Source organism: Noviluteimonas gilva (assembly GCF_009740395.1).
GTDB lineage: Bacteria > Pseudomonadota > Gammaproteobacteria > Xanthomonadales > Xanthomonadaceae > Noviluteimonas > Noviluteimonas gilva.
The window spans coordinates 109487-134643 of record NZ_WOXT01000003.1 but is presented as its reverse complement, the minus strand read 5'-3'; the positions used below and the strand labels follow the sequence as shown (position 1 = coordinate 134643).

The 25157-nt window shown below is 66.6% G+C and carries 26 protein-coding genes; 8 read left to right on the top strand and 18 right to left on the bottom strand.

Going from position 1 to position 25157, the window contains the following annotated elements:
- Positions 1–25 precede the first annotated feature (25 nt).
- The 9 genes from GN331_RS11590 to ndk form a co-directional block, all read right to left on the bottom strand.
- The gene (locus GN331_RS11590; protein WP_156642262.1) at positions 26–1243 is read right to left on the bottom strand and encodes a molybdopterin molybdotransferase MoeA; all 1218 of its coding nucleotides are present in this window, start codon (positions 1241–1243) and stop codon (positions 26–28) included.
- Position 1244: 1 nt separating this feature from the next.
- A complete protein-coding gene (gene mobA, locus GN331_RS11585) occupies positions 1245–1811 on the bottom strand; it encodes a molybdenum cofactor guanylyltransferase (protein WP_331713462.1) in 567 nt (188 codons plus the stop codon).
- A 10-nt stretch (positions 1812–1821) separates the two neighbouring features.
- Complete coding sequence (der, locus tag GN331_RS11580; RefSeq protein WP_156642260.1) at positions 1822–3228, bottom strand: ribosome biogenesis GTPase Der; 1407 nt, start codon at positions 3226–3228, stop codon at positions 1822–1824.
- Positions 3229–3236: 8 nt separating this feature from the next.
- Entirely contained in the window at positions 3237–4439 is a 1203-nt protein-coding gene (bamB, locus tag GN331_RS11575) for an outer membrane protein assembly factor BamB (RefSeq protein WP_156642258.1), read from the bottom strand.
- On the bottom strand, positions 4439–5077 hold the full coding sequence (locus GN331_RS11570; protein WP_156642256.1) for a YfgM family protein: 639 nt from the start codon (positions 5075–5077) through the stop codon (positions 4439–4441). Before GN331_RS11570 ends, bamB begins: the two co-directional genes overlap by 1 nt.
- A gap of 93 nt (positions 5078–5170) precedes the next feature.
- Positions 5171–5998 (bottom strand): helix-turn-helix domain-containing protein, encoded by an 828-nt coding sequence (locus GN331_RS11565; RefSeq protein WP_156642254.1) that lies wholly within the window; start codon positions 5996–5998, stop codon positions 5171–5173.
- A complete protein-coding gene (pilW, locus tag GN331_RS11560) occupies positions 5995–6813 on the bottom strand; it encodes a type IV pilus biogenesis/stability protein PilW (RefSeq protein WP_156642252.1) in 819 nt (272 codons plus the stop codon). Before pilW ends, GN331_RS11565 begins: the two co-directional genes overlap by 4 nt.
- The gene (rlmN, locus tag GN331_RS11555) at positions 6800–7942 is read right to left on the bottom strand and encodes a dual-specificity RNA methyltransferase RlmN (protein ID WP_156642250.1); all 1143 of its coding nucleotides are present in this window, start codon (positions 7940–7942) and stop codon (positions 6800–6802) included. Before rlmN ends, pilW begins: the two co-directional genes overlap by 14 nt.
- Before the next feature lie 58 nt (positions 7943–8000).
- Positions 8001–8426 (bottom strand): nucleoside-diphosphate kinase, encoded by a 426-nt coding sequence (ndk, locus tag GN331_RS11550; RefSeq protein WP_156642248.1) that lies wholly within the window; start codon positions 8424–8426, stop codon positions 8001–8003.
- A gap of 268 nt (positions 8427–8694) precedes the next feature.
- Between ndk and GN331_RS11545 the strand changes: the two genes are divergently transcribed.
- Genes GN331_RS11545 through GN331_RS11535 form a run of 3 tightly spaced genes read left to right on the top strand, consistent with a single transcriptional unit; the run spans position 8695 to position 12953 of the window.
- Complete coding sequence (locus GN331_RS11545) at positions 8695–9315, top strand: TetR/AcrR family transcriptional regulator (RefSeq protein ID WP_156642246.1); 621 nt, start codon at positions 8695–8697, stop codon at positions 9313–9315.
- A gap of 54 nt (positions 9316–9369) precedes the next feature.
- Complete coding sequence (locus GN331_RS11540) at positions 9370–11745, top strand: 3-hydroxyacyl-CoA dehydrogenase/enoyl-CoA hydratase family protein (RefSeq protein WP_156642244.1); 2376 nt, start codon at positions 9370–9372, stop codon at positions 11743–11745.
- A 5-nt stretch (positions 11746–11750) separates the two neighbouring features.
- Positions 11751–12953: an acetyl-CoA C-acyltransferase gene (locus GN331_RS11535; protein ID WP_156642242.1), complete on the top strand. Its 1203-nt coding sequence runs from the start codon at positions 11751–11753 to the stop codon at positions 12951–12953.
- A gap of 18 nt (positions 12954–12971) precedes the next feature.
- On the opposite strand, the gene GN331_RS11530 is transcribed toward GN331_RS11535, so the two are convergent.
- The 9 genes from GN331_RS11530 to cmk form a co-directional block, all read right to left on the bottom strand.
- A complete protein-coding gene (locus GN331_RS11530) occupies positions 12972–13550 on the bottom strand; it encodes a hypothetical protein (protein WP_156642240.1) in 579 nt (192 codons plus the stop codon).
- An 18-nt stretch (positions 13551–13568) separates the two neighbouring features.
- Positions 13569–14489 carry a UTP--glucose-1-phosphate uridylyltransferase GalU gene (gene galU, locus GN331_RS11525; protein ID WP_156642238.1) on the bottom strand — a complete coding sequence of 307 codons (921 nt, stop codon included), beginning with the start codon at positions 14487–14489 and terminating at the stop codon, positions 13569–13571.
- Entirely contained in the window at positions 14489–16396 is a 1908-nt protein-coding gene (locus GN331_RS11520) for a polysaccharide biosynthesis protein (RefSeq protein ID WP_156642236.1), read from the bottom strand. The genes galU and GN331_RS11520 overlap by 1 nt, the downstream gene beginning before the upstream one ends.
- The gene (locus GN331_RS11515; protein ID WP_197427108.1) at positions 16393–17385 is read right to left on the bottom strand and encodes an MraY family glycosyltransferase; all 993 of its coding nucleotides are present in this window, start codon (positions 17383–17385) and stop codon (positions 16393–16395) included. Before GN331_RS11515 ends, GN331_RS11520 begins: the two co-directional genes overlap by 4 nt.
- A complete protein-coding gene (gene lapB, locus GN331_RS11510) occupies positions 17385–18566 on the bottom strand; it encodes a lipopolysaccharide assembly protein LapB (RefSeq protein WP_156642233.1) in 1182 nt (393 codons plus the stop codon). The genes GN331_RS11515 and lapB overlap by 1 nt, the downstream gene beginning before the upstream one ends.
- 3 nt (positions 18567–18569) lie before the next feature.
- Positions 18570–18839: a LapA family protein gene (locus GN331_RS11505; protein WP_156642232.1), complete on the bottom strand. Its 270-nt coding sequence runs from the start codon at positions 18837–18839 to the stop codon at positions 18570–18572.
- 60 nt (positions 18840–18899) lie between these two features.
- A complete protein-coding gene (locus GN331_RS11500) occupies positions 18900–19202 on the bottom strand; it encodes an integration host factor subunit beta (protein WP_156642230.1) in 303 nt (100 codons plus the stop codon).
- Positions 19203–19319: 117 nt separating this feature from the next.
- Positions 19320–21005 (bottom strand): 30S ribosomal protein S1, encoded by a 1686-nt coding sequence (gene rpsA, locus GN331_RS11495; protein WP_156642522.1) that lies wholly within the window; start codon positions 21003–21005, stop codon positions 19320–19322.
- 121 nt (positions 21006–21126) lie between these two features.
- On the bottom strand, positions 21127–21816 hold the full coding sequence (gene cmk / locus GN331_RS11490; protein WP_156642228.1) for a (d)CMP kinase: 690 nt from the start codon (positions 21814–21816) through the stop codon (positions 21127–21129).
- A gap of 102 nt (positions 21817–21918) precedes the next feature.
- Between cmk and ykgO the strand changes: the two genes are divergently transcribed.
- The 5 genes from ykgO (at position 21919) to GN331_RS11465 (ending at position 25151) form a co-directional block, all read left to right on the top strand.
- On the top strand, positions 21919–22044 hold the full coding sequence (ykgO, locus tag GN331_RS11485) for a type B 50S ribosomal protein L36 (protein WP_010342887.1): 126 nt from the start codon (positions 21919–21921) through the stop codon (positions 22042–22044).
- A gap of 125 nt (positions 22045–22169) precedes the next feature.
- Positions 22170–22535, top strand: a complete 366-nt coding sequence (locus tag GN331_RS11480) for a hypothetical protein (protein WP_156642226.1) — start codon at positions 22170–22172, stop codon at positions 22533–22535.
- Positions 22535–23590, top strand: coding sequence for an agmatine deiminase family protein (locus GN331_RS11475; RefSeq protein WP_156642224.1), 1056 nt, complete (start codon positions 22535–22537; stop codon positions 23588–23590). Before GN331_RS11480 ends, GN331_RS11475 begins: the two co-directional genes overlap by 1 nt.
- Positions 23587–24477 (top strand): carbon-nitrogen hydrolase, encoded by an 891-nt coding sequence (locus GN331_RS11470; RefSeq protein WP_156642222.1) that lies wholly within the window; start codon positions 23587–23589, stop codon positions 24475–24477. The genes GN331_RS11475 and GN331_RS11470 overlap by 4 nt, the downstream gene beginning before the upstream one ends.
- Positions 24478–24527: 50 nt before the next feature.
- Entirely contained in the window at positions 24528–25151 is a 624-nt protein-coding gene (locus GN331_RS11465) for a TetR/AcrR family transcriptional regulator (protein ID WP_156642220.1), read from the top strand.
- Positions 25152–25157 lie beyond the last annotated feature (6 nt).

The window sequence follows — 25157 nt, the reverse complement described above, 5'->3', positions numbered from 1 at the left end:
TAATGAGTGTCAGCCGCGCGCCGCGTTAATACGGCAGCACGTCGACGACGCTGCCGATGGAAAGCTGTTGCGGCCCCTCCGGAACGACGATCAGCGCATCCGCCATCGCGGCGGCCCGCAGGCGATGCGAGCCGGTGGCAGCGTCGGGGTGCGCACGGAGCGTGCCGTCTTCGCCCACTTCCAGGCGCCCGCGGAGGAACTCGCGTCGGGCATGTGGTTTGTCGATGGGCGTCGCGAGGCGTGCGCGGAAGACGCGACGCGCTTCCGTGCGCCCCTGCAGCCCATCGAGCAATCGGCGCCCGAGCGTTGCGTAGGTGGCGAAGACCGACACCGGATTGCCGGGTAATCCGAGAAAGCGCGCTTGGTCGAGATCACCGAACAGCAACGGCATCCCCGGTTTCATGCGCACCTTCCAGAAGCGGATGCGACCGTGCGCGTCGAGCAGCGCGGGCACATGGTCCTTCTCGCCTGCGGACACCGCGCCGCACGTGATCACGACATCGAAACTCGACGCGGCATCGCGCAGCATCGAGGCGATGCGTTCGGGATCGTCGGGCATCGTGGGCCACGCGGTGGGTTCCAGGCCATCGGCGCGCAGCAAGCCCATCAGCAGTTCGCGGTTGCTGTCGTGGATCTGGCCCGGTTCGAGCGCGATGCCCGGCTGCACGAGTTCGTCGCCGGTGGTGAACACTGCGACCGTCGGCCGCGCGGACACGCTGAGTTGATCGATGCCCAACGATGCGACGGTGGCCACGCGCGCGGGCGTGAGCACCTGGCCCGGTGCGAGCACGGCGTCGTCGACCTGAACGTCTTCGCCTGCGTAGCGCACGTTGGCGCCGGCGCGGAAGTCGGCGGGGAACGTGATGCGGTCGCCTTCGATGCGCACGACTTCGCGAATGACGACGGTGTCCGCGCCCGCGGGCATCGGTGCGCCGGTCGTGATGCGGACGCATTGGCCTGCATCGACGCGCAGGTCGAGCGCGCGACCGGCGAACTGTTCGCCGACAAGTTGCAGCGTGGTTTCGCCCCGCGCGATGTCGGCGTGGCGCACCGCGTAACCGTCCATCGCGCTGTTGTCGAACGGCGGCAGCGGAATCGGCGCGACCACGTCCTGCGCGAGGATGCGCTGGTGCGTACGCGCGAGCGCGAGGCGTTCGGTGGGAAGGCGGTGTTCGGCCGCGGTGGCGTCGACGATCGCCTGGGCGTCGTCGAAGGTCAGTTGCGTGGGGAAGTCGTCGCGCATGTCAGGGCAGCGTCGCGTGGGCGGCGGCGAGGTCTTCGGGCGTGTTGAGGTTGCCGAAGCGCACGCCGTCCAGGCGGATGCGGGGCATCGCAAGCTCGGTTTGCAGCGATTGCACCGACAGGTCGTCGCGCTGGAACGGCGCGTTGCGAAGCGCTTCGACATTCCACAACGCCACCAACGGCTGCGGTCCGTCCTCGTCTTCGATGCTCGCGCCCTGCCCGCCTGCGCTGCCGAGCGTGGGAATCAGGCAGTCATTGACGAACACGAGGTCCACGGGAATCGTGAGCAGCCACTGCGTCGTGCACGCGTGCGCGAGTGCATCGAGTCCGCCGATCGGGCCGAGGTCGCGCGTGCGATCCGCCACTGCGATAAACCCCAGCGCTTGAAATCGTTCCAGATCGCGATTCGCGCTGACGAGCACCTGCGACACCTCGCCGTCGAACCGCTTCGCCAACCGCTGCACCTGCGCGATCCCGTCGCGCACGATCCAGGCCTTGTCGATGCCGCCCAGTCGCGTGCCGCGACCACCGGCGAGGATCCCGAGCGTGATGGCGCGCGGCGCGATCACGGCGTGCCCGTTACTTGCCGTGCTTCTTGACGTGCCGCATCAGGCGGCGCTTCTTCACGACCTGGCGCTGCGTGAGTTGCTGCTTCGGCTTGTCCTTGTACGGGTTTTCGCCTTCCTTGAAGATGAAACGAACCGGCGTGCCCACGAGCTTGAAGCGCTTGCGGAAGAAGTTTTCGAGATACCGGCGATACGAATCCGACAAGGTGCGCAGGCGCGTGCCGTGCACGATGAACGTCGGCGGATTCTCACCACCCGGATGCGCGAAGCGCAGCTTGGCCACATGGCCGCGCACGACCGGCGGCGGATTGGTTTCGTAGGCGATTTCGATCGCCTTCGTGATATCCGCCGTGGTGAACTTCTTCGTGGCCGACGCGTGCGCGCGATGCACCGCCTTGAACAGTTCGCGCAGGCCCGACCCATGCAGCGCGGAAATGCGCACCGCTTCGGCCCAGTCGACGAACGCGAGCTTGCGCGAGAGCAGCGCTTCGTTCTGCTGGCGCTGGTAGTCGGTCAGCCCGTCCCACTTGTTGATCGCCACCACGAGCGCGCGGCCGGCGTCGAGCACGGCGCCGAGCACGCTGGCGTCCTGTTCGGTGATGCCTTCGACGGCGTCGATCAGGATCACCGCGACCTGGCACTGTTCGATCGCCTGCAGCGTCTTGACGATCGAGAACTTCTCGACCGCTTCTTCGACGCGGCCCTTGCGGCGCAGGCCGGCGGTGTCGATCAAACGATATTTGCGTCCGTCGCGTTCCAGGTCGACGGCGATCGAATCGCGCGTCGTGCCCGGCACGTCGGAGGCGATCATCCGCTCCTCGCCGAGGATGCGGTTGACCAGCGTGGACTTGCCCACGTTCGGGCGGCCGACGAAGGCCACGCGCATGCGCTCGGGATCGTCGTCGAGGATCTCGGCGTCGCCGTCCTTCGGCAGCGCGGCGAGCGCGCGCGCAAGCAACGTGTCGATACCGGTCTTGTGCGCCGAGGACGTGGCGAGCACGTCCTTGAAGCCGTAGCGCGCGAAATCGGCGAGCGCGGTTTGCGGGTCCAGGCCGTCGATCTTGTTGACGACCAGGAACGTCGGCGTATCGACCTTGCGCAACCACGCGAGGATCTCGTCGTCGATGGACGACGCGCCTTCGCGGCCGTCGACGATGAACAGGATCAGGTCGGCTTCTTCGGCCGCCGCGCGCGATTGGCGTGCGGTGGCGCCGGCCAGGCCTTCTTCGCTGCCCGCGATGCCGCCGGTGTCGACGAGCACGAACGGGCGCTCGGGATCCAGGCGGCACACACCGTAATTGCGATCGCGCGTGACGCCGGGCTCGTCGTGCACGAGGGCATCGCGCGAGCGCGTCAACGCATTGAACAGCGTCGACTTCCCGACGTTCGGACGACCCACCAGCGCGACGAGGGGAAGCATTTGGACCCTTACTGCAGCCGGAAGGCCGTGACTTCGCCGTCGGTGTTCTGGATCAGCAGGACGCCGTCGGCGACGACAGGAGCGGCCTTCACTTCATCACCGCCGACACGTTCGCGCGCGGCGAACGCACCGTCGGACAGGCGGAGCCAATGGACGTAACCGTCGTAGTCGGCGACCACGGCGAAATCGCCCTGCACCGCCACGCCCGTGACGTTGCGGCGTGCGAGCGCAGGCTGCGACCACAGCGCGCCACCGGTAGCCTTGTCGATGGCCCACACGGTGCCGGCCGGATCGGCGACGACCACGCGATCGGGCGCATTGCCGATGCGGCCCGAACCACCGTTTTCGCGCTGCCAGATCGGGCGGCCGGTCGGGCCGTCGATCGCCATCGTTTCTTTCTTGAAGCTCGTCGCGTAGATCGTCGTGCCGTCGAGGACGGGCGTGCCGTCGACGTCGGCCATGCGGTCGAGTTCGCTGCGGCCTTCGGTCTGCGCGACGGCCTGTTCCCACAGCAGGCGGCCGTCGGACGTCGACAGCGCGGCGACCGTGCCGTCGTCGTTGCCGACGAACACGAAGCCGGGGCCGAGCAGCACCGAATCGTTGCCGCGAACGGTGAGCGCCGGAAGATCGCGCTGCCAGAACCAGCGACGCGCGCCGGATTCGGCATCGAACGCGGTCACGCGACCGTCGTTGCTGCGCACGATGACCAGGCCATCGCCGATGGCCGGCGCGGCGATGACTTCGGCGCCGACCTTGCCCTTCCACTTCTCGGTGCCGGTCGCGGCATCGAGGGCGATCACTTCGCCGTCGAGTCCACCGACCGCGACCACGCCGCCACCCACGCCGGGACCACCGGAAAGGCGCACGTTGGGCTTGTCTTCGATTTCGGCAGGCGTGAAGTTCCACTGCACCGCGCCGGTCTGCAGGTCGAGCGCGCTGACGCCGCCCGTCACCGCGGCCACGAACACCTTGCCGTCGGCGACCGCCGGACCCTGGCGGATGCCGATCTTGCCTTCGCCCTTGCCCGCGCCGACCGACCACATCTTCGCGACCGTCGCGGTCGGCGTGATGTCGGTGAGTTCAGCGGGTTCTGAAGCTTTCTTGTCGTCCTTGCCGCCGAACCAACCCTTGATGGTGGTGCAGCCGCCGAGGACGAAAACGCACGCGAGCACGAGGGCCGCGCGCGAAACAATGCGGGAATTCGCAGACATCAGATGCTGTTCTCCGGACGGGCCGGGCTGCCGCCGACCTGGATGAGCTTGAGTTCGACGAGACGACGCGCCGGGGTGGCGACGTCGAGCTTCGCGAGCGCCTGCGTGTAGGCGGCGCGTGCATCTTCGGTGCGGCCGAGCGCGAAGAGCGCATCGCCGCGCGCTTCGATGGCCGCGGCGCCTTCGGGCTTGTCGCCGAGCAGCGTCAGCGCGTCCTGCGGCTTGCCGCCGTCCAGGTACAGGCGGGCCAGTCGCGAACGCACGACGGCCATGATCGCCGGGTCCTTCGCGTGCACGCCCTTGAGCGTGGCGATCGCGCCGTCGCGGTCGCCCTTGTCGACCTGCGCGCGCGCCAGTTGCATCGCGGCGAGCGCGGCGTATTCGGTATCGGACTTCGAAAGCGTCGCGTTTTCCGCGGCGGCCTTCTTCAGGTCGTTGGCGGCGATCGCGTCGACGACGTGGGTGTACTGCGCGCCCATCTGCGCGCGCTGGCCGGCCTGGTGGTTCTGCCACCAGTTCCAGCCGCCGATCGCGGCCAGGCCCAGGGCTATGCCCGCGATGAGGCCGGCGCCGTTCTGGCGCAGCCAACTGCGGACGCGTTCGCTTTGTTCGTGCTCATCGAGCAAATGGTCGACCATGCTGACTCTTGGGCTGTTGCTGGGGGATGCGGGCGGGCGCGTACGCGGGACGCGTCACGGCTGCGCCCCGCAGGCAGTGCTTTCGCGCGTGGGTCAGTCGCCGACCGGCGCCAGGGAGCCGTCAGAGGATACCGTAAAGCGCGCAACGTTCGCGCGCTGGTAGGGCGTCAGGTCCTGCGGGCGATCGCCCTGCTGCACCACGACCGCCGATGCGTTGCCCAGCGTGACGCGGCCGACTTCGCCGGCGGCATAGGAACGCGTGGTGCCCGCCGACATCAGGCCTTTCTCGATCGTGCGGCCATCCGGTGCCTGCACCTGCACCCAGCTGTCGCCCGTCAGGCGCAGCACGAGCGTGGACTTCGCCGCCGGACGCGGCGAGAGGTTGGGCGTCATCGAGGCGACGACGGTGGGTTCGTTGGCGACGGGCGCCGGCTCGCTGATCGCACCGACCTGCGGCGAACCGGTGGCGGGCGCATCGAGCGACTGCACCGTCGCCGGATCCGTGCGGCCCATGATGTGCGGCTTGGTCGCCAGCCACGCGGGCACGACCAGCGCGGCGGTCAGGATGATGTAGACGAGGCGGCGCTTGCCCTGTTCGAACCAGCGCGTCATCCGCGGCGTGTAGCTGCGCGCGACGATGGGCGTGGGTTCGATCGGTGCGATGCCGGAAGCGGCGAGCGTGGTCGAGGTCACCAGGCCGAGCAGGCGCGAATAGCTGCGCAACTGCCCGCGCACGTAGACCGGCGCGCCCAGGCGCTTCCAGTCTTCGGCTTCCATCGCTTCCACGACGCGATGGGGCATCTTGAGTTTCGCGGCGACGTCGTCGACCGACAGGCCCGCGGCGACGCGTGCCTTGCGCAAACGTTCGCCGACACCGGGCTCTCCGCCGGATGCGTAGGCGTGTTCGTGTTCGCTGTTCATGGCGACTTCGATCCCCCCACGTTCCCTTGCGCAGCGCCAGGGAACTCCTCCCCCAAGCGGCGAACGTATCGCGACGCCGCAGCACTGTCGCCGAGTTTGTCTTCGATCTGTGACGCAAGTATTAGCGCTTCGGCGTCCGCCGGGGCAGCCGCCAGTCGGCGCTCGGAGAAGGCGCGTGCTTCGAAATAGTTGCCGGAGCGGTATTGCAGTCGCGCGAGCGCGGCCAGGGCGACCGGGTTTTCCGGGGTGATCGCGAGGGCCTGGCGCAGGTCGCGATCGGCGCGGACGTTGTCGCCGACATCGAGCGCGCAGCTGCCCGCATTGGCCAATGCGGCCGCGGGCGTGGCGTAACCCGGCGCCTGCAGCGCGCGGTCGAACCAGTCGAGCGAGGCCTGCGCCTGCCCGTTCTTGCACAACCACGTGCCGTAATTGTTGAGCATGCGGCCATCGGCCGGCGCGAGTTCGGACGCGCGCTTGTAGTGCTGGCCGGCTTGCGCGGGCTGGCCCTGCCCGTCCGCGATCACGGCGAGCAAGGTGTAGGCGCCGACGGAATTGGGATCGGACTTCAGCGCCTGGCGCGCGTACTTTTCGGCGGCGACCAGGTCGCCCGTGCGCAGGCGTTCTTCCGACAGGGCGAGCGAGTTGCGCGCGGTGGATCGATTGCGGGCTTCGGCGCTTTCATGGACGACGACGGGTTCGTTCGTCGACTCGAAGCCCTTGCGGCCCGGCTCGGTCTTCATGAAGGCGACACGCGAACAACCGGCCCCGACGAGGGCCACCAGGAGTGCGAGGACGACGACCTCAGGCCGCCGCATCGCCAATCCCCTGTTCGGCCAGGTGCTTGCGGAACGCGGCCTGTCGCCGGGTCCGGTCGAGCACCTGCCCCTTCAGCTGGCCGCACGCAGCGTCGATGTCGTCGCCGCGGGTGCGTCGCACCGTCGCCAGCACGCGCGCTTCCTGCAAGGTTTTCTGGAACGCGCGGATGTCCTCTTCCGGCGAGCGCTCGAAGCGCGTGCCCGGGAAAGGATTGAACGGAATCAGGTTGACCTTCGCCGCATCCTTCATCTGCACGGCGTTGTCGAATTTGTGCATCAGCCGCGCGAGCTGCTTGGCATGCTGCGGCTGATCGTTCACGCCCTTCATGAGCGTGTATTCGAAGGTGATCGACGTGCCCTTCTTGCGCATCGCATAGCGCGCGGCGGAATCGAGGAGTTCGGCGATCGGGTACTTCTTGTTGAGCGGCACCAGTTCGCTGCGCAGCTCGTCGTTCGGCGCGTGCAGGGAGATGGCGAGCGAGACGTCGCACACCTCGCCCAGCTTGTCGATCATCGGGACCATGCCCGCGGTCGACAGCGTGACGCGCTTGTTCGCCAGGCCGAAGCCCAGGTCGTCGCGCATGACGTTCATCGCGCGCACGACGTTGTCGAAATTGGCCAGCGGCTCGCCCATGCCCATCATCACCACGTTGGTGAGCTTGCGCTGATGGTGCGGGACGTTGCCCAGGTGACGCGCGGCCACCCACACCTGACCGATGATCTCGGCGGTGGAGAGGTTACGGTTGAAGCCTTGCGTGGCCGTGGAGCAGAACTGGCAGTTGAGCGCGCAGCCCACCTGCGAGGACACGCACAGCGTGCCGCGGCCCTTGTCGGGAATGAAGACGGCTTCGATGGCGTTGCCGCCATCCATGCCGAGCAGCCACTTGTGCGTGCCGTCGGCCGAAGGCTTTTCGAATTGCACCTTCGGCACGACGATTTCCGCCGCGTCCTCGAGCTTGGCGCGCAGCACCTTGCCCAAGTCGGTCATCTGGGCGAAATCGGTGACGTAACGATGATGGATCCACTTCATCACCTGGTGCGCGCGGAAACGCTTCTCGCCAAGGGTGTCGGCGAAGAAGTTTTCCAGGCCCTCGCGATCGAGCTCGAGGAGGTTCTGTTTGGCGGACATACCGTTTTGAAGCGTCACGTTCACTGCGTTCGTTTCGATGACCTTGATCGTCAGGCGCTCAGCGCGCGTAGACGTCGGTGGTGGGGAAGAAGTACGCGATTTCGATCGCAGCGTTTTCGAGCGAATCCGAGCCGTGCACGGCGTTGGCGTCGATCGAGTCGGCGAAGTCGGCGCGGATCGTGCCCGCGGCGGCATCCTTCGGATTGGTGGCGCCCATCAGGTCGCGGTTCTTCAGCACCGCGTTGTCGCCTTCGAGCGCCTGGATCATGACCGGGCCGGAGATCATGAAGTTCACCAGCGCGCCGAAGAACGGACGCTCGCGGTGGACGGCATAGAACCCTTCAGCTTCCTGCTTCGACAGGTGCTTCATCTTCGCGGCGACGACCTTCAGGCCGTTCTTCTCGAAGCGGGAATAGATTTCGCCGACGACGTTCTTGGCAACGGCATCGGGCTTGATGATGGACAGGGTGCGCTCCAGCGCCATTTCGAAATACTCCGGGCAGGCGGGCTCGCGACTTGCGCGCGGCCCGAGGATAACAGAAAAACCCGCGACGGAACGCGGGTTTAGCCGATATGGCTGGCGGCGATTCTAGCCGTTGAACGCTTCACTTGCACGCGTGGAACCCAACCCCCGGTGAGCGGCCGCAACGCATCGACCACGAACGGTGCGTTGACGATACGTCGGCGTACGGAATAGGATCGAACAAGCGTTTGAACCGTGCGCTTGAACCGACCGTTTGAGGCCCCTCGCCATGCCCACCACCGTCCACTTCTCCACCAAGGACCGCATCCTCGGCGCCGCCGAAGAACTCTTCGCCCAATACGGGTTCTCGGGCACGTCGCTGCGCCAGGTAACCAGCCGCGCGGACGTCAACATCGCCGCGGTGAACTACCACTTCGGCAGCAAGGAGAACCTCGTCAACGAGGTCTTCCGCCGCCGCATGGACGACATGAGCGCCCACCGCCTCGAGGCGCTGAAGACCGCAATCAAGAACCATCCGGGCGAGCTGGAGCCGATCCTGGCCGCCTTCGTCGAACCCGCGCTGGCCATGGCGCAGGACCGCCACGGCGGCGGCGCCTTCATCCGCGTGATCGCCCGCGCCTATGCGGAAAAGAACGATGGCCTGCGCAAGTTCCTCTCCGACCAATACGGCCATGTGCTGCGCGAATTCGCGAAAGCCATCGCCGGTTGTATGCCCGGGCTCACCAAGGAAGCGCTTTATTGGCGACTGGATTTCCTCTCCGGCGCCCTGACGTATGCGATGGCCGATTTCGGCCTGATCAAGCGGCCCTCGGGTGTTTCCGAGTCCGCGCATCGGCTGCATGCCGCGGAGGAGTTGATTCGCTTCGCGGCCGCCGGTTTCAAAAGTTGAGAGATTGCTTTAAGTCCCCCGATTTCCACTTTCCCGTTCAAGGGCTTACGTAACATGTCGAAGAAACTGCTTGTACGCCGGGCCGCCGTGCTCGGCGCGGGCGTGATGGGCGCGCAGATCGCCGCGCACCTGACCAATGCCGGCGTCGATACGGTGCTGTTCGACCTGCCTTCGAAAGAAGGCCCGGCCGATGGAATCGCGATCAAGGCGATCGCGAATCTCGCGAAGCTCTCCCCCGCTCCGCTCGCCGACAAGGCGCTGGCCGATCGCATCGTGCCGGCGAATTACGACACGGGTCTTGAGTTGCTGCGCGGTTGCGACCTGGTGATCGAAGCGATCGCCGAACGCATGGACTGGAAGCAGGACCTGTACCGGAAGATCGCGGACTACGTGCCCGAGCACGCGGTGCTCGCGAGCAACACCTCGGGCCTGGGCATCAACGCGCTCGCCGGTGTGCTGCCCGAAGCGCTGCGTCATCGCTTCTGCGGCGTGCACTTCTTCAACCCGCCGCGCTACATGCACCTGGCCGAACTGATTCCGGCGCAGACGACCGATCCCGAGATCCTCGAAGGCCTCGAAACCTTCCTCGTCACCACGCTCGGCAAGGGCGTGGTCTATGCGAAGGACACGCCGAACTTCATCGGCAACCGCATCGGCGTGTTCTCGATGCTGGCCGCGATGCACCACACGCAGCGCCTGGGCCTGGGCTTCGACACCGTCGATGCGCTCACCGGCCCGGCGATCGGCCGCCCGAAGTCGGCGACCTACCGCACCGCGGACGTCGTCGGCCTCGACACGATGGCGCACGTGATCAAGACGATGGGCGACACGCTGCCCAACGATCCGTGGCATTCGTACTTCACCGCGCCCGCATGGCTGCAGGCACTCGTCGGCAAGGGCGCGCTTGGCCAGAAGACCGGCGCGGGCTTCTACACCAAGCGCGGCAAGGACATCCTCGTCGTCGATCTTGCGAAGCAGGACTATCGCCCGAGCGCCGGTGAACTCGATCCCTCGGTCGCCGAGTTGCTGAAGGAACGCGATCCCGCGAAGAAGTTCGCCGCATTGCGTGCGAGCGAACATCCCCAGGCGCAATTCCTGTGGGCCTGCTTCCGCGACACGTTCCACTACACCGCGTATCACCTGGCCGACATCGCCGACACCGCGCGCGACGTCGACCTCGCGATCCGCTGGGGCTACGGCTGGTCGCTCGGTCCGTTCGAAACCTGGCAGGCCGCGGGCTGGAAGCAGGTCGCGCAATGGATCGCCGACGACATCGTCGCCAACCAGACGATGGCGAACGCGCCCCTGCCCGATTGGGTCTTCGACGGCCGCGACGGCGTGCACGGTCCCGCGGGCAGCTACAGCCCCGCGCGCAATGCATTGGTGCCGCGCTCGTCCAATCCGGTGTATCAGCGCCAGCGTTTCCCCGATCCGGTGCTCGGCGAGAAGTTCTCGCAGGGCCGCACGGTGTACGAAAACGATGGCGTGCGCATGTGGGTCGACGAAGGCGACGACATCGCGGTGGTCGGCTTCAAGACCAAGCTGCAGACGGTCAACGATCACGTACTCAACGGTCTGCAGGAAGCGATCGCGATCGCCGAACGCGACTTCAAGGGTCTTGTGATTTGGCAATCGAAGGAGCCCTTCTCCGCCGGTGCCGATCTCGCCGGTGCGCTCGGTCTGTTGCAGGCCGGCGACGTCAAGGGCTTCGAAGGCATGGTCGCGAACTTCCAGGCGACCAGCCAGCGCATCAAGTATTCGCTCGTGCCGGTCGTCGCCGCGGTCCGCGGCCTGGCGCTCGGTGGCGGTTGCGAATTCCAGATGCATTCGGCGCGCAGTGTGTTCGCGCTCGAAAGCTATGTCGGCCTCGTCGAAGCGGGCGTCGGCCTGTTGCCGGCGGGCGGCGGTCTGAAGGAGCTCGCGTTGCGTGCGTCCGAAGCCGCGGGTCCGGGCGGTGATGTCTTCGCGCAGTTGAAGACCGGCTTCGAATCGGTCGCGATGGGCAAGGTGTCCACCTCCGCGCTCGAAGCCAAGCAGTTGAAGCTCGCGCGCGAAGGCGATGGCGTCGTGTTCAATGCCTTCGAATTGCTCGACGTCGCGCGTGCGCAAGCGCGTGCACTCGCCGACTCCGGCTATCGCCCGCCGTTGCCGGCGCGTCGCATCCAGGTCGCGGGCGATGTCGGCATCGCGACCTTCAAGATGATGCTCGTCAACATGCTCGAAGGCCGCTTCATCTCGCCGCACGATTACGAGATCGCCACGCGGATCGCGACCGTGCTGTGCGGCGGCGCCGTCGATCGCGGCACGCTGGTCGATGAAGAATGGCTGCTCCGCCTGGAGCGCGAACACTTCGTGGCGCTGGCGCAGATGCCGAAAACGCAGGAACGCATCGCGCACATGCTCAAGACCGGCAAGCCGCTCAGGAACTGACTGACATGACCAAGCAAGTACAAGAGGCCTACATCGTTGCCGCCACGCGCACGCCGGTGGGCAAGGCGCCGCGCGGCGTCTTCCGCAACACCCGCCCCGACGACATGCTCGCGCACGTGCTGCGCAGCGTCGTCGCGCAGGCGCCGGGCATCGACGCCTCGCGCATCGGCGACATCATCATCGGCTGCGCGATGCCCGAGGGCGAGCAAGGCATGAACGTCGCGCGCATCGGCGCGTTGCTTGCCGGCCTGCCGAACACCATCGCGGCGCAGACGATCAATCGTTTCTGTTCGTCGGGCCTGCAGGCCGTCGCACTCGCGGCGGACCAGATCCGCCTCGGCCAGGCGGACCTGATGCTCGCCGGCGGCACCGAGTCGATGTCGATGGTGCCGATGATGGGCAACAAGGTCGCGCTCAGCCCGTCGGTGTTCGCCAACGACGAGAACGTGATGATCGCCTACGGCATGGGCATCACCGCCGAGAAAGTCGCCGAGGAATGGAAGGTCTCGCGCGAAGACCAGGATGCGTTTGCGCTGGCCTCGCACCAGAAGGCGATCGCGGCGATCCAGGCCGGCGAATTCGATTCGGAGATCTCGCCGTTTGAGGTGATCTCGCACCTGCCCGACGGCAACGTCATCCAGGAAGTGCGCCGCATCGTGAAGCTCGATGAAGGCCCGCGTCCCGACAGTTCGCTCGAAGGGCTCGCCAAGCTCAAGCCGGTGTTCCGCAACGGCCAGTTCGGCGGCACCGTCACCGCGGGCAACAGTTCGCAGATGAGCGACGGCGCGGCCGCGGTGCTGCTCGCCTCCGAGCAGGCGATCAAGGATTACGGCCTGACGCCGCTCGCGAAGTTCCGCAGCTTCTCCGTCGCCGGCGTGCGCCCCGAAGTGATGGGCATCGGCCCGATCGCGGCGATTCCGAAGGCGCTGAAGCAGGCCGGGTTGTCGATCGATGCGATCGACTGGATCGAACTCAACGAAGCCTTCGCCGCGCAGGCGCTGGCGGTGATCCGCGATTCGAAACTCGATCCGTCGAAGGTCAATCCGCTCGGCGGCGCGATCGCGCTCGGCCATCCGCTCGGTGCGACGGGCGCGGTGCGCACGGCGACCATCGTGCACGGCATGCGGCGTCGCAACCAGAAGTACGGTCTGGTGACGATGTGCATCGGCACCGGCATGGGCGCGGCGGGCATCTTCGAAGCGGTTTGATGCGCGGCAGCGGCCCGGCTATGCGTCGGGCCGCTTTTCGTCGGGCGACGCCGGCTTGTGCGGCGTGTGGTCGAACGTCCTGGCCAGCAGGATCAGGAAGATCGCGAGCACCAGCACGGATGCGAGCAACAGGATGAAGAGCGCGCCCGCGAAGACGGGCACGATCGCATCGCCCCACACGCCGAAAACACCGATGCCCGTGGCGATCGACGCCACCGTCAACAGGCAGGTCAGCGTGAGCGGAAAGTACGGAACGCGCGGCGGGAAACCGGCGCGCGTCAGTCGCCGTCCGGCGATCGCGCGCACGACGACGAGCACGCCGGTGTAAACCGAAGCGATCCCGCACGAGATCCGAAACACGCTGTCGGTCGGCAAGGAAAACAAGCCGAGCCACAACGGGAGCAAGGCGAGCAACAGCGCACCGATGCTCGTGGCGAGCATCCATGACAACGACCAGGGATCGCGCGGGTGCCAGCCTTCCGGCGCCGTCGTGCGGATCGCCGCGATCAAACCGGAAAAGCCCGCGAGCGCCACGCCGATCTGCGCGATCGCGATCAGCACGTCACCGATTGGGGAAGCAGCGACCGGCGTGGGCATGCCGCCTCCCCGCCTGCGCTACTCGAGTTCGACCACGCCCAGCTCGTCGAGCGCCGTCTGCATCGTGCGCGCCGCGGCTTCGCTGAGTTGCTCGTGATCGAGCGCGTAACGGATCGTCGCTTCGATCAGGCCGATGTGCGTGCCGCAGTCGAAGCGCGTACCGCGGAAGCGATACGCGTGGACGTCCTGTTCCTTCAGCAGTTGCGCGATGGCGTCGGTGAGCTGGATCTCGCCGCCTGCACCGGGCTGCACCTGTTCGAGCAGGTCGAAGATGCGGCCATCGAGCACGTAGCGGCCGACGACGGCGAGCGTGCTCGGCGCATCCTCGGGCTTGGGCTTCTCGACGATCGCGCTGATGCGGCCGTTGCGGCCGGAGAAATCCTCGGTGGCCACGATGCCGTAGCTGCTGGTCTTGTCGCGCGGGACATCCTGCACGGCGAGCACGCTGGCGCCGGTTTCGGCCGCGTGGTCGGTCATCTGCTTCAACGCGCCGGGACCGCGGTTCCAGATCAGATCGTCGGGCAACAGGACGGCGAAGGGCTCATCGCCGATCACTTCCTTCGCGCACAACACGGCGTGGCCCAGGCCCAAGGCTTCCGCCTGCGTGACGAACACCGCGCGCACGCCGGGCGGCAACACGTTGCGCACGAGTTCGAGTTGTTCGAGCTTGCCCGCGCGTTCGAGCTTCTGTTCGAGCTCGTAGGCCTTGTCGAAGTAATCGGCGACGGCGTGCTTGTAGCGATTGGTGATGAAGACCAGCGTGTCGCAACCGGCTTCGATGGCTTCGTCGACGGCGTACTGGATCAGCGGCTTGTCGATGATCGGCAGCATTTCCTTCGGCACGGTCTTCGTGGCGGGAAGGAAGCGCGTGCCGAGGCCGGCCACGGGAAACACGGCCTTGCGCACGCGGCGCGGCGGGTTGGGGGACGTCGGGGTCATCAGATCCTGCGGGCGTTGCGGGCGGGAAAGGCCACCACGGTGGCGGCCTGCGCGTGCACGGCGGGTGCAGGCGCGAATTCGGGCACCGCGGTGCGCAGGACCTCCGCCATGATTTCCAGGTCGTAGCGCCCGCAGGCATCGCGCAGTTGCGCGAGCGCCTCGCGCACGGCCTCGGGCGACACCGTGCGCGGTTCGGCCTGCAGGATCTTCGGGTGCGAGGTCGGGCGATAGCGCTCGTCGGCGTGGAACAGCGTCTCGTGCAGCTTCTCGCCCGGGCGCAGGCCCGAATACACGATGGCGATGTCGCGCCCCGGTTGCTTGCCGGCCAGGCGGATCATCTGCTCGGCCAGTACTCGGATCGCGATCGGCTCGCCCATGTCGAGCGTGTACACCGCTTCGTGCGAGCCGATCGCCGAGGCCTGCAGGATCAACTGGCACGCTTCGGGAATCGTCATGAAGAAACGCGTGACTTCGGGATCGGTGACCGTCACCGGCCCGCCCTTGCGGATCTGCTCGCGGAACAGCGGCACGACGCTGCCGGCCGAATCGAGCACGTTGCCGAAGCGCACGGTGACGAAGCGCGTCGAGCGCCGGTCGACCAACGACTGGCACACGATCTCCGCCAGGCGCTTGGTCACGCCGAGCACGTTGACCGGGTCGACGGCCTTGTCGGTGGAAATCAGCACGAACGTGCCGACGCCGTTGTCGTGGCACGCATGCGCGACGGTGTCGGTGGACAGCACGTTGTTGCGCACCGCTTCGCGCAACTGGTCTTCGAGCAGCGGCACCTGCTTGTAGGCGGCGGCGTGGAAGACCGCGTCGGGTTCGGACAGGCGCAAGGCGTGCGCGATCACCGCGGGGTCGCCGCAATCGCCGAGCAGCGGCACGCAATCCAGGTCGGGGAAATCGCGCTGCAATTCGGCGACGGTGGTGGTGAGCGCGAGTTCGTCGATTTCGACGATGCCGACGCGGCGCGCACCGTGCTTGGCGCACTGGCGGCACAACTCGGCACCGATCGATCCGCCGCCGCCGGTGACGAGCACCGAACGCCCGCCGAGCCAACCGCGGATCGCCTTCCAGTCCGGCATCACCGGGCTTCGGCCGAGCAAGTCTTCGATCGCGACTTCCTTCAATTCGCCCGGCTGCGAACGCCCTTCAAGCATGTCGTCCAGGCGCGGCACCATGCGGAACGGAATGCCCGTGCGTTCGCACACGGCGACCACGCGCTGCAGCAAGGTCGCGTGCACCGAGGGCATGGCGATGACGATCAGGCGCGCGGCGGTTTCGCGCGCGATGGTTTCCAACTCGTCGATCGGCCCGAGCACGGGCACGCCCTGCAGCTTGCTGCCACGGAGTTGCGCCGCGTCGTCGAGGAAGCCGACCGGTTCGTAGGCACCGGTGCGACGCAAGTCGCGCACGAGCGCTTCGCCGGCGAGGCCCGCACCGAGGATCAGCACGCGCACGCCCTGTGCATGGGTGCGCGCGAGCGTGTGTTCCTTCCACACGCGATACAGCAGGCGCGGTGCGCCGAGCAGGCCGACCAGCGCGAAGGGATACAACAGCAGCACCGTGCGCGGCACGGTCGCAAGGCGGTTGTAGAGAAACAGGCCGAGCGTGATGGCGATGACGCCGAACAGCGCGGCCTTCGCCAGGTTGAACAGGTCGGGCACGCTCGCGAACCGCCACAGCCCGCGATACAGGCCCACGCGCCACAGCACGAGGCCCTGGGCGATGAGGACCAGCAGCATTTCGGGCGAGGTCAGCGCGGGTACGTCGACGGGCGTGCCGGCCAGTCCATGGCGGATGAGCCGCAGGCCGTTCCAGCTGAGCCACACCATGATCAGGTCGTGGGCCAGCACGGCGGTGCGCGGCAGGGCCGACGCCCAATTCGGACGCCAAGAATTCATTCGGTGCTTTCCTTCACCGCGGCACTCCGTTCCGTTTGCAACATCCACCAAGCCCCTGCACCGGCGGTATACCACGCCAAGACGACCATCGACACCCATGCCGGGTCATGTCCCTGACCGCCGAGCATCGTCATCAGGACGATGGCGGCCAGTGTCCATGCGCCATAGATCAGCGTGATTTTCGCATGCGAGCCCGTCCGGCGTGCCCACTGTTGGTAGACATGTTGTGCATGTGGCTGCCACCAGCGCTCTCCGCGCAGGATGCGCCTGGCGAGGGTCAAGGCCGCGTCTATCACGAAAGCGGAAATGGGCAGCGCCCAAAGCCATGCATGGGTCGGCGCCGTGCCTTCGAGCGTCTTGATGAGCAAGGCCGCGAGCACGAATCCGAGCGCCCCGCTCCCCACGTCGCCCAGGAAGATGCGGGCTTTCGGGAAGTTGAAAGGCAGGAAGCCCAGCGTGGCCGCAGCCAGCGCGAAGGCCCACCACGACCAGATCCCCGGATGCAGGAACCCGATGGCGAGCGCGCACAGCAGGGCCTGGGTCGCGGCGATGCCGTCGATCCCGTCCATGAAATTCCAGATGTTCGTCAGTGCCATCGCCAGCACGAATGCCCCGATGGCGAGGATCGGTTCACCGCTGGCGTGCCACGTGCCGATGGCGAGCAAGGATGCAGCGACGCCCTGCACAGCCAGGCGCAGCCACGGCGACAAGGGGCGATGGTCGTCGAGCAGGCCTACGCCCGCGACGAGGATCAATCCGACGAGCGCGCAGCTCAGTTCGAACCGATCAGGCATTCCCCGCAACAACCACGCGCCCGTGAGCAACAGCGCGACGACGATGGAGATGCCGCCACCACGTGGCGTCGGCGTCGTGTGCGCGCGACGCTCGCCCGGTGCATCGACCACGCCGCGACGCAACGCATAGACGCGCGCGAGCCAAGTGCCGCCCAGTCCGATCGCCAGGCACGCGAGGAGCCACGCCGCGAACATCAGACGACCGCGTAGTTGAGCAGCGGCTTGATCGAACCCCACTCCTTGCAGCTGGGGCATTGCCAATGATGCGCACGCGCGCCGAAGCCGCAGCGGTTGCATCGATAGCTCGGATTGCGCACGAGCAACTGGTCGGTGATGTGCTTGAGGTCTTCGAGCGTGGCGGCCGGATCGCCGCCGTCGGCGAGCGTCAGGTCGATCAGCGCCGCTTCGCCGCGCACGGACGGACGATCCTTCAATTGCTGCGCGAGATACGCGCGCGCCGAGGTCACGCCCTCTTCGGCTTCGACCATCCGCGTCAACGCAAGCACGGGCGCGACGCCGCGATAGTGCTCGATCATCTCGGTGAGGAAGCTGCGCGCGCCCGACAGATCGCCTGCGCGCTCGTAGGCCGGCAACAACTGCGGCAGGATTTCGGGGAGATAGTCGGCATCGATGCGCGCCACGCGTTCGAATGCGCGAATGGCCGCGGCATCGTTGCCGTCTTCGAGTTCGATGCGGCCTTCCAGGATGCCGGCGCGCACGGAATTCGCATCGGCCTGGTAGGCACGCGCGACGGACGCGCGCGCGGCTTCGATTTCGCCCGCGGCACGATGGCGGTCGGCGAGTTCGCATTCGAACTGCGCGACCAGCTTGCCCATCGGCTCGCCGGTGATTTCTTCGTAACGCGTGGCGTTCTCGATCGCCTTCGCCCAGTCGCGTTCGGCCTGGTAGATGCCGATCAAATGCTTGAGCGCCTGCGGGGCGCGCATGTCCAGGCGCACGAGGTCGCTGAAGACGGTCTCCGCGCGATCGAGCAGGCCCGAGCGCATGTAGTCCTCGCCGAGCGCGAGCAACGCCTGCACCTTCTGCTGGTCCGACAGATCGGGACGCTGCACGAGGGCCTGGTGCAAACGGATCGCGCGATCGACTTCACCGCGACGACGGAACAGATGCCCGAGCGCGACCTGCGTTTCGAACGTGTCCTTGTCCAACTCGGCGATGCGCAGGAAGACTTCGATCGCCTTGTCGGGCTGCTCGTTGAGCAGGTAGTTCAGGCCGCGGAAATACGTCGTCGACAGGCGGCTGACCTGCGTGTCGCTGTGGCGTTCGCCACCGCGCCGGCCGATGAGCCAACCGCTCCACGCCGCGAGCGGCAACAGGAGGAAGAACCAGAACCATTGGCTGACGAATTCGAGCATGCGTCAGGGAACCGACCGGTCGTTGGGAAGGCGCGCGTCGGTCTTCTGCGCGCGACGCAGGCGTTGCTGCATCGGCAGGATGACGCTTGCCGCCAGTGCGAGCCCGCCGATGACGACGCCGATGAGCAAGGACACCAGCACGATCACGCCGAGCGAACTGGTCGCACGCGCGAAACCGAAATCGAGCACCGCCGGCTGCGGGTTGAGCGCGCCCACGACGATGCCTGCCGCGAGGCATGCGAGGGCAATCAGGAGTCGGATCAATCGGACCATGCGGCGCTGCGGCTCCTTCGCGTTCGAGCGGCCAGCTTAGCCGATGAGGTCACGGTCGGATCAGGCGTCCGGTTCGACGGGCACCACGGCGCTGACGCGCTCGCGGAGTTCCTTGCCGGGCTTGAAGTGCGGAACGTGCTTGCCCGGGAGCGCGACGGAATCGCCGGTCTTCGGGTTGCGCCCCAGGCGGGGCGGACGGTAGTGCAGCGAGAAGCTGCCGAAACCGCGGATTTCGATGCGCTCGCCGCCACTGAGCGAGGCGCCCATCATCTCGAGCAAGGACTTCACCGCGAGATCGACGTCGTCCGCTTTCAGGTGGCCCTGGCGCGCGGAGAGGATCTCGATCAGTTCGGACTTGGTCATGCGGGCTCGTCGGGTGCGGGCGGTGATTGCTCGGTTGAAGCCGGCGCGTCTTGCTTAGCGAAAGGCGGCCCGAATCCGGGCCGCCTTCGCGTTATTGCCTTTCTAACAGCCTACGTATTACTCGGACTTGTTGTTCAGCTGCTCGCGCAGCAGCGCACCAAGGCGCGTCGTACCCGTGGAGGCATCCGACGCCTTGTTGTACTCGGCCAGGGCTTCGGCGGTGTCCGCCTCGTCCTTCGCCTTGATCGACAGCTGCAGCGTGCGGCCCTTGCGGTCCATGCCGATGAACTTGGCTTCGACCTGGTCGCCGACCTTCAGGTGCTGGGTGGCGTCGTCGATGCGGTCGTAGGAGATGTCGCGGACCGAAACGTAACCTTCCACGCCCTCGCCCAGGTCGATGGTCGCGCCCTTGGCGTCCACTTCCTTGACGGTGCCCTTGACCTTCGAGCCCTTCGGATTGGCGGCCATGTACTGGCCGAACGGATCCTGCTCGAGCTGCTTGACGCCCAGCGAGATGCGCTCGCGTTCCGGGTCGACCGCGAGCACGACGGCGTCGAGGTTGTCGCCCTTCTTGAAGTTGCGCGCGACGTCTTCGCCGGTGGAGTTCCAGCTGATGTCCGACAGGTGGATGAGACCGTCGATGCCGCCGTCCAGGCCGATGAAGATGCCGAAGTCGGTGATCGACTTGATCTGGCCCGACACCTTGTCGCCCTTCTTGTGGATGGCCGCGAAGGTTTCCCACGGATTGCTGGTGACCTGCTTCATGCCGAGCGAGATGCGGCGACGCTCTTCATCCACGTCGAGCACCATGACCTGCACTTCGTCGCCGACCTGGACCACCTTGGACGGGTTGACGTTCTTGTTGGTCCAGTCCATTTCGGACACGTGGACCAGGCCTTCGACGCCCGGCTCGATTTCGACGAACGCGCCGTAATCGGTGACGTTGGAGACCTTGCCGAACACGCGGGTGTTGGCCGGGTAACGACGGGCGATGTTGTCCCACGGATCCTCGCCCAGCTGCTTGAGGCCGAGGCTGACGCGGTTGCGCTCGCGGTCGTACTTGAGCACGCGGACGTCGAGTTCCTGGCCGACTTCCACGACTTCGGACGGATGGCGCACGCGCTTCCAGGCCATGTCGGTGATGTGCAGCAGGCCGTCGATGCCGCCGAGGTCGACGAACGCGCCGTAGTCGGTGAGGTTCTTGACGACGCCCTTGAGCACCGCGCCCTCGACCAGCTTCTCGAGCAGCTGCTCGCGCTCTTCCGAATGCTCGCTCTCGACCACCGCACGGCGGGAGACGACGACATTGTTGCGCTTGCGATCAAGCTTGATGAGCTTGAACTCGAGTTCCTTGCCTTCCAGGTACACCGGGTCGCGGACCGGGCGCACGTCGACCAGGGAACCGGGCAGGAATGCGCGGACGTCCTTGATGTCGACGGTGAAACCGCCCTTGACCTTGCCGCTGATGCGGCCGGTGATCGTTTCGTTCTTCTCGAGCGCCTGCTCGAGTTCGTCCCACACCATCGCGCGCTTGGCCTTCTCGCGGGACAGCACGGTTTCGCCGAAGCCGTTCTCGAGCGAGTCGAGGGCGACCTTCACTTCATCGCCCACGCCCACGTCGATCTCGCCGGCGTCGTTGCGGAACTGTTCGATCGGCACGATGCCTTCGGACTTCAGGCCGGCGTTGATCACGACGACGTCGGTACGGACCTCGACGACGACACCGGTGACGATGGAGCCGGGCTTGAGCTTGGCCAGGCCGGCCTGGCTCTGTTCGAACAGTTCGGCAAAAGATTCGGTCATTGCAGCGGACATTGGTAAATTCTCAGGCGGTGCCTCGGGATGAAGCGACCAGGGGGTTGGAGTGGTGAACCGCACCGCGCACCCATGCGCGGCGAGGGCTTTTCTGTAACGGGAAAGACGCTCAGCGCGCCGGCATCAAAGCCAGCACGCGTTCGACGACGGCTTCGATGGAGAGGCCGGTGGTATCGATGCTGACGGCGTCATCGGCCGGCCGCAAAGGCGCCACTGCCCGATTCGCATCGCGGGCGTCGCGGGCGAGGATCTCGCGCAACAGACCGGGCAATGTAACGGAAACTCCCTTCTCGCTCAACTGCTTATGGCGCCTTTCGGCCCTTTCTTCGGCACTGGCCGTCAGGAAAACCTTGTGGGCGGCGTCGGGGAAGATCACCGTGCCCATGTCCCGTCCGTCGGCGACCAGGCCCGGCGGGCGGCGGTAGGCCCGCTGGGCGTCCTTCAGCGCGGCCCGGACCTCGGGGATGGCGGCGATGGCCGAAGCGGCCGCGCCGGCGGTTTCGGTGCGCAGCTCATCGGTGGCGTCCATGCCGTTCACGATCACGCGGGGCTCGTCATCGCCTTCCTGGAAGTCGATCGTGGTGTCGAAGGTGCAGCGGACCAGGGCCGAGGCGTCCGACAGGTCGATGTCGTTCCAGCTGGCGGCGATGCCGACGGCGCGGTACAAGGCGCCCGAATCGAGGTAATGCCAGCCCAGGCGGCGGGCCACGTGGCGGCAGATGGTCCCCTTCCCCGAGCCCGAAGGGCCGTCGATGGTGAGGACCGGGATGGCGGATCGTTCAGTCTGGGGTTCGGTCATGGGGAACAAGTGTAGTGCAACCACTTGAGCGGCCGAAGAAAACCCGTCAGAATGCGCGGCTTCGCTTTACCCATCCACATCAACCGTTGCCGAGGTTCCGTCATGAAGGTCCTGTCCTCCCTGAAGTCGGCGAAGGCCCGTCACCGCGACTGCAAGGTGGTCCGCCGTCGTGGCAAGGTCTTCGTGATCTGCAAGTCCAACCCGCGTTTCAAGGCGCGCCAGCGCTGAGCGGTTCCGGATTTGTAGTGAAGACGAAAGCCGCCGCGAGGCGGCTTTCGCATTTTCGGCGTCAGGTTCGTGCTTACAATCCCGCCCACTTGCATTCAGGTTGAATGCCAAAGGGGAGAGTCCGCATGGTCGTCCGCATCATTGCTGCATCCATTTTCGCCCTCGGTTTCGCGGGCGCTGCGTTCGCGCAGGATTCGACGGCCCCGGCCGTGCGCACCGCCGAAGGCGACACGTTGCTGATCGAACGCGTGCGCGAAGAAAACACCGCCGCCATGCCGGCCCGCGGCATGAGCGCGCAGGAAGTGGAATCGAAGTTCGGCGCGCCCAGCAGCAAGCTCGATCCGCGCGGCGGCCAGAAGCACCAGTGGCCGACCATCAACCGCTGGACCTATCCCACGTTCACCGTCTACTTCGAAAAGAACCGCGTCATCGACGCCGTCGCCAACAAGGCCGACGCCAACGAAGTCGGCCCGAAGCCCGCCATCCGCTGATGCCTGAAATCGCAACACGCCCTTCCCCCACGAAGGAACGTTTCCCCGCGGAGTGGGAATCCCAGTCCGCGGTCCTCATCGCCTGGCCCCACGCCGATACCGACTGGGCCGATCGCCTGGGCGAAGTCGAGGAAACCTACATCGCGCTCGTCGCCGCGCTGGTGCGGTACACGCGCGTCATCGTGTGCGTGGCCGACGAAGACCTGCAGACGTATGCCGAAGCGCGCCTGCGCTCTGCACGCGTGGATCTGTCGCGCGTGCGTTTCGTCGAAGTCGCCTACGACGACACCTGGTTGCGCGACTCCGGCCCGATCACGCTGCGCACGCCCGATGGCTTCCGCCTGCTGGATTTCCGCTTCACCGGTTGGGGCGGCAAGTTCGACGCCAGCCTCGATGACCAGTTGATCGAACGCCTCGTCGAACAAGGCGTGTTCGAAGATGCGCAGCGCACGCCGATCGACTTCGCGCTCGAAGGCGGCGCGATCGAGACCGACGGCGCGGGCACGCTGCTCACCACCTGGCGCTGCTTGCACGAACGCCATCCCGATGACGATCGCGCATCGCTCGATGCGCGCCTGAAGGAGTGGTTGCGCCAGGACCGCGTGCTGTGGCTCGACTACGGTTATCTCGAAGGCGACGACACCGACGCGCACATCGACACCCTCGCCCGCCTCGCGCCCAACGACGCGATCGTGTTCCAGGCTTGCGACGATCCGTCGGATTCGCACTACGCCGAGTTGCGCGCGATGGCCGACGAAGTCGCCGCGCTGCGCACGAAGGACGGTGCGCCGTATCGCCTGTTCCCGTTGCCGTGGGCGCAGCCGATCCTCGATGAAGATCGTCGCCTCGCCGCCTCGTATGCGAACTTCCTGATCGTCGACGGCGCGGTGCTCATGCCGTCCTACGGCGATCCCGCCGATGCGCTGGCCGCCGCGGTGCTTGAAAACGCGTTCCCCGGCCGCGACATCGTGCAGGTCCCGTGCCGCCCGCTGATCTGGCAGAACGGCAGCCTCCACTGCATCACGATGCAATTGCCGCAAGGACTCGTGCGATGACCCGCAAGACCGCGCTTCCCGTCGCGCTCATCCAGGAGCGCAACCACGGCTCGGCCGAAGAAAACCTGGCGGTGATCGAGTCGCGCGTGGCGCAAGCCGCGCAGAACGGTGCGCGCCTGGTGTTGTTGCAGGAACTGCACAACGGCCCGTACTTCTGCCAGCACGAAGACGTCAACGAGTTCGACCTCGCCGAAACGATTCCGGGCCCGAGCACGGCGCGGCTGTCGCAGTTGGCGAAGCAGCACGGCGTGGTGCTGGTCAGCTCGCTGTTCGAAAAGCGCGCCACGGGCCTGTACCACAACACTGCGGTCGTCTTCGAAAGCGACGGCGCGCTCGCGGGCAAGTACCGCAAAATGCACATCCCCGACGACCCGGGCTTCTACGAGAAGTTCTACTTCACGCCGGGCGACATCGGTTTCGAGCCGATCGACACCTCCGTCGGCCGCCTCGGCCTGATGGTGTGCTGGGACCAGTGGTATCCCGAAGGCGCGCGCCTGATGGCGCTCGCCGGCGCGGAACTGCTGCTCTACCCGACCGCGATCGGTTGGGATCCCGACGACGCGCAAGCGGAAAAGGATCGCCAGCGCAATGCGTGGATCCTCAGCCATCGCGGCCACTCGGTCGCCAACGGCCTGCCGGTGCTGAGCTGCAATCGCGTCGGCCACGAGCCCTCGCCGCTGGGCACCTCGGGCATCCGCTTCTGGGGTTCGAGCCACGTGCTCGGCCCGCAGGGCGAATTCCTCGCCGAAGCCAACCAGGACGAACCCGAGATCCTGATGGCCGAAGTGGACATGGAGCGCAGCGAGCACGTGCGCCGCATCTGGCCGTTCCTCCGGGATCGCCGCATCGACGCCTATCAGGACCTGCTCAAGCGCTATCGGGACTGACCGACGAGCGGTCATTCTAAATACGAACGGTCGTGCTATTGTCCGCGACCATGAGTACCCAGACCGCCACGCCGAAAGGCGCCGCCACCCGCGACACCATCGTCGGCCGGGCCTATGACATCGCCCGCGCCTCGGGCGTCGAAGGCCTGTCCATCGGTCCGTTGGCCGCTGCGGTCGGCATGTCGAAGAGCGGTGTGTTCGCGCATTTCGGTTCGCGCGAAGACCTGCAACTCGCCGTCCTGGAAGAAGCGGCCGTGCGTTTCGGCAACGCCGTGTTGATGCCCGCGCTCTCGCAACCACGTGGCTTGCCGCGCCTGCGCGCCATCATGCAGAACTGGTTCGAATGGGTGCGCAGCACCGCTGGCGGCGGCTGCGTGCTGATGGCCTCGGTGATGGAATACGACGATCGCCCGGGCGCATTGCACGACCAGGTCGTGCACAACGAACAACGCTGGCGCAGCGAACTCGCGCGCGCCGTGCAGATTGCGATCGACGTCGGCCATCTCGCCCCGGGCGATGTCGACCAGTATGTGTTCGAGCTTTACGCCATTCCGCTGACCGTCCACCACGAAGCCGGCCTGTTCGGCTACGACGTCGCGCGCCGCCACGGCGACGCGGGCGTCGAACGGTGGATCGCTGCCAGCTCTCCAAAAGTCTGTTCCCCCCAACACTGACCGCAC

Bases quoted from the DNA above. Each gene is read 5' to 3' on its own strand.
- GN331_RS11570 (WP_156642256.1), bottom strand. From the start codon at position 5,077: ATGGTCGACCATTTGCTCGATGAGCACGAACAAAGCGAACGCGTCCGC.
- GN331_RS11530 (WP_156642240.1), bottom strand. From the start codon at position 13,550: ATGCCCACGCCGGTCGCTGCTTCCCCAATCGGTGACGTGCTGATCGCG.
- rlmN (WP_156642250.1), bottom strand. From the start codon at position 7,942: ATGTCCGCCAAACAGAACCTCCTCGAGCTCGATCGCGAGGGCCTGGAA.
- ndk (WP_156642248.1), bottom strand. From the start codon at position 8,426: ATGGCGCTGGAGCGCACCCTGTCCATCATCAAGCCCGATGCCGTTGCC.
- GN331_RS11470 (WP_156642222.1), top strand. From the start codon at position 23,587: ATGACCCGCAAGACCGCGCTTCCCGTCGCGCTCATCCAGGAGCGCAAC.
- GN331_RS11590 (WP_156642262.1), bottom strand. From the start codon at position 1,243: ATGCGCGACGACTTCCCCACGCAACTGACCTTCGACGACGCCCAGGCG.
- GN331_RS11505 (WP_156642232.1), bottom strand. From the start codon at position 18,839: ATGGTCCGATTGATCCGACTCCTGATTGCCCTCGCATGCCTCGCGGCA.
- GN331_RS11545 (WP_156642246.1), top strand. From the start codon at position 8,695: ATGCCCACCACCGTCCACTTCTCCACCAAGGACCGCATCCTCGGCGCC.
- GN331_RS11565 (WP_156642254.1), bottom strand. From the start codon at position 5,998: ATGAACAGCGAACACGAACACGCCTACGCATCCGGCGGAGAGCCCGGT.
- GN331_RS11535 (WP_156642242.1), top strand. From the start codon at position 11,751: ATGACCAAGCAAGTACAAGAGGCCTACATCGTTGCCGCCACGCGCACG.
- ykgO (WP_010342887.1), top strand. From the start codon at position 21,919: ATGAAGGTCCTGTCCTCCCTGAAGTCGGCGAAGGCCCGTCACCGCGAC.
- cmk (WP_156642228.1), bottom strand. From the start codon at position 21,816: ATGACCGAACCCCAGACTGAACGATCCGCCATCCCGGTCCTCACCATC.
- GN331_RS11465 (WP_156642220.1), top strand. From the start codon at position 24,528: ATGAGTACCCAGACCGCCACGCCGAAAGGCGCCGCCACCCGCGACACC.
- pilW (WP_156642252.1), bottom strand. From the start codon at position 6,813: ATGCGGCGGCCTGAGGTCGTCGTCCTCGCACTCCTGGTGGCCCTCGTC.
- GN331_RS11480 (WP_156642226.1), top strand. From the start codon at position 22,170: ATGGTCGTCCGCATCATTGCTGCATCCATTTTCGCCCTCGGTTTCGCG.
- der (WP_156642260.1), bottom strand. From the start codon at position 3,228: ATGCTTCCCCTCGTCGCGCTGGTGGGTCGTCCGAACGTCGGGAAGTCG.
- rpsA (WP_156642522.1), bottom strand. From the start codon at position 21,005: ATGACCGAATCTTTTGCCGAACTGTTCGAACAGAGCCAGGCCGGCCTG.
- GN331_RS11540 (WP_156642244.1), top strand. From the start codon at position 9,370: ATGTCGAAGAAACTGCTTGTACGCCGGGCCGCCGTGCTCGGCGCGGGC.
- lapB (WP_156642233.1), bottom strand. From the start codon at position 18,566: ATGCTCGAATTCGTCAGCCAATGGTTCTGGTTCTTCCTCCTGTTGCCG.
- GN331_RS11515 (WP_197427108.1), bottom strand. From the start codon at position 17,385: ATGTTCGCGGCGTGGCTCCTCGCGTGCCTGGCGATCGGACTGGGCGGC.
- GN331_RS11475 (WP_156642224.1), top strand. From the start codon at position 22,535: ATGCCTGAAATCGCAACACGCCCTTCCCCCACGAAGGAACGTTTCCCC.
- galU (WP_156642238.1), bottom strand. From the start codon at position 14,489: ATGACCCCGACGTCCCCCAACCCGCCGCGCCGCGTGCGCAAGGCCGTG.
- GN331_RS11500 (WP_156642230.1), bottom strand. From the start codon at position 19,202: ATGACCAAGTCCGAACTGATCGAGATCCTCTCCGCGCGCCAGGGCCAC.
- GN331_RS11520 (WP_156642236.1), bottom strand. From the start codon at position 16,396: ATGAATTCTTGGCGTCCGAATTGGGCGTCGGCCCTGCCGCGCACCGCC.
- bamB (WP_156642258.1), bottom strand. From the start codon at position 4,439: ATGTCTGCGAATTCCCGCATTGTTTCGCGCGCGGCCCTCGTGCTCGCG.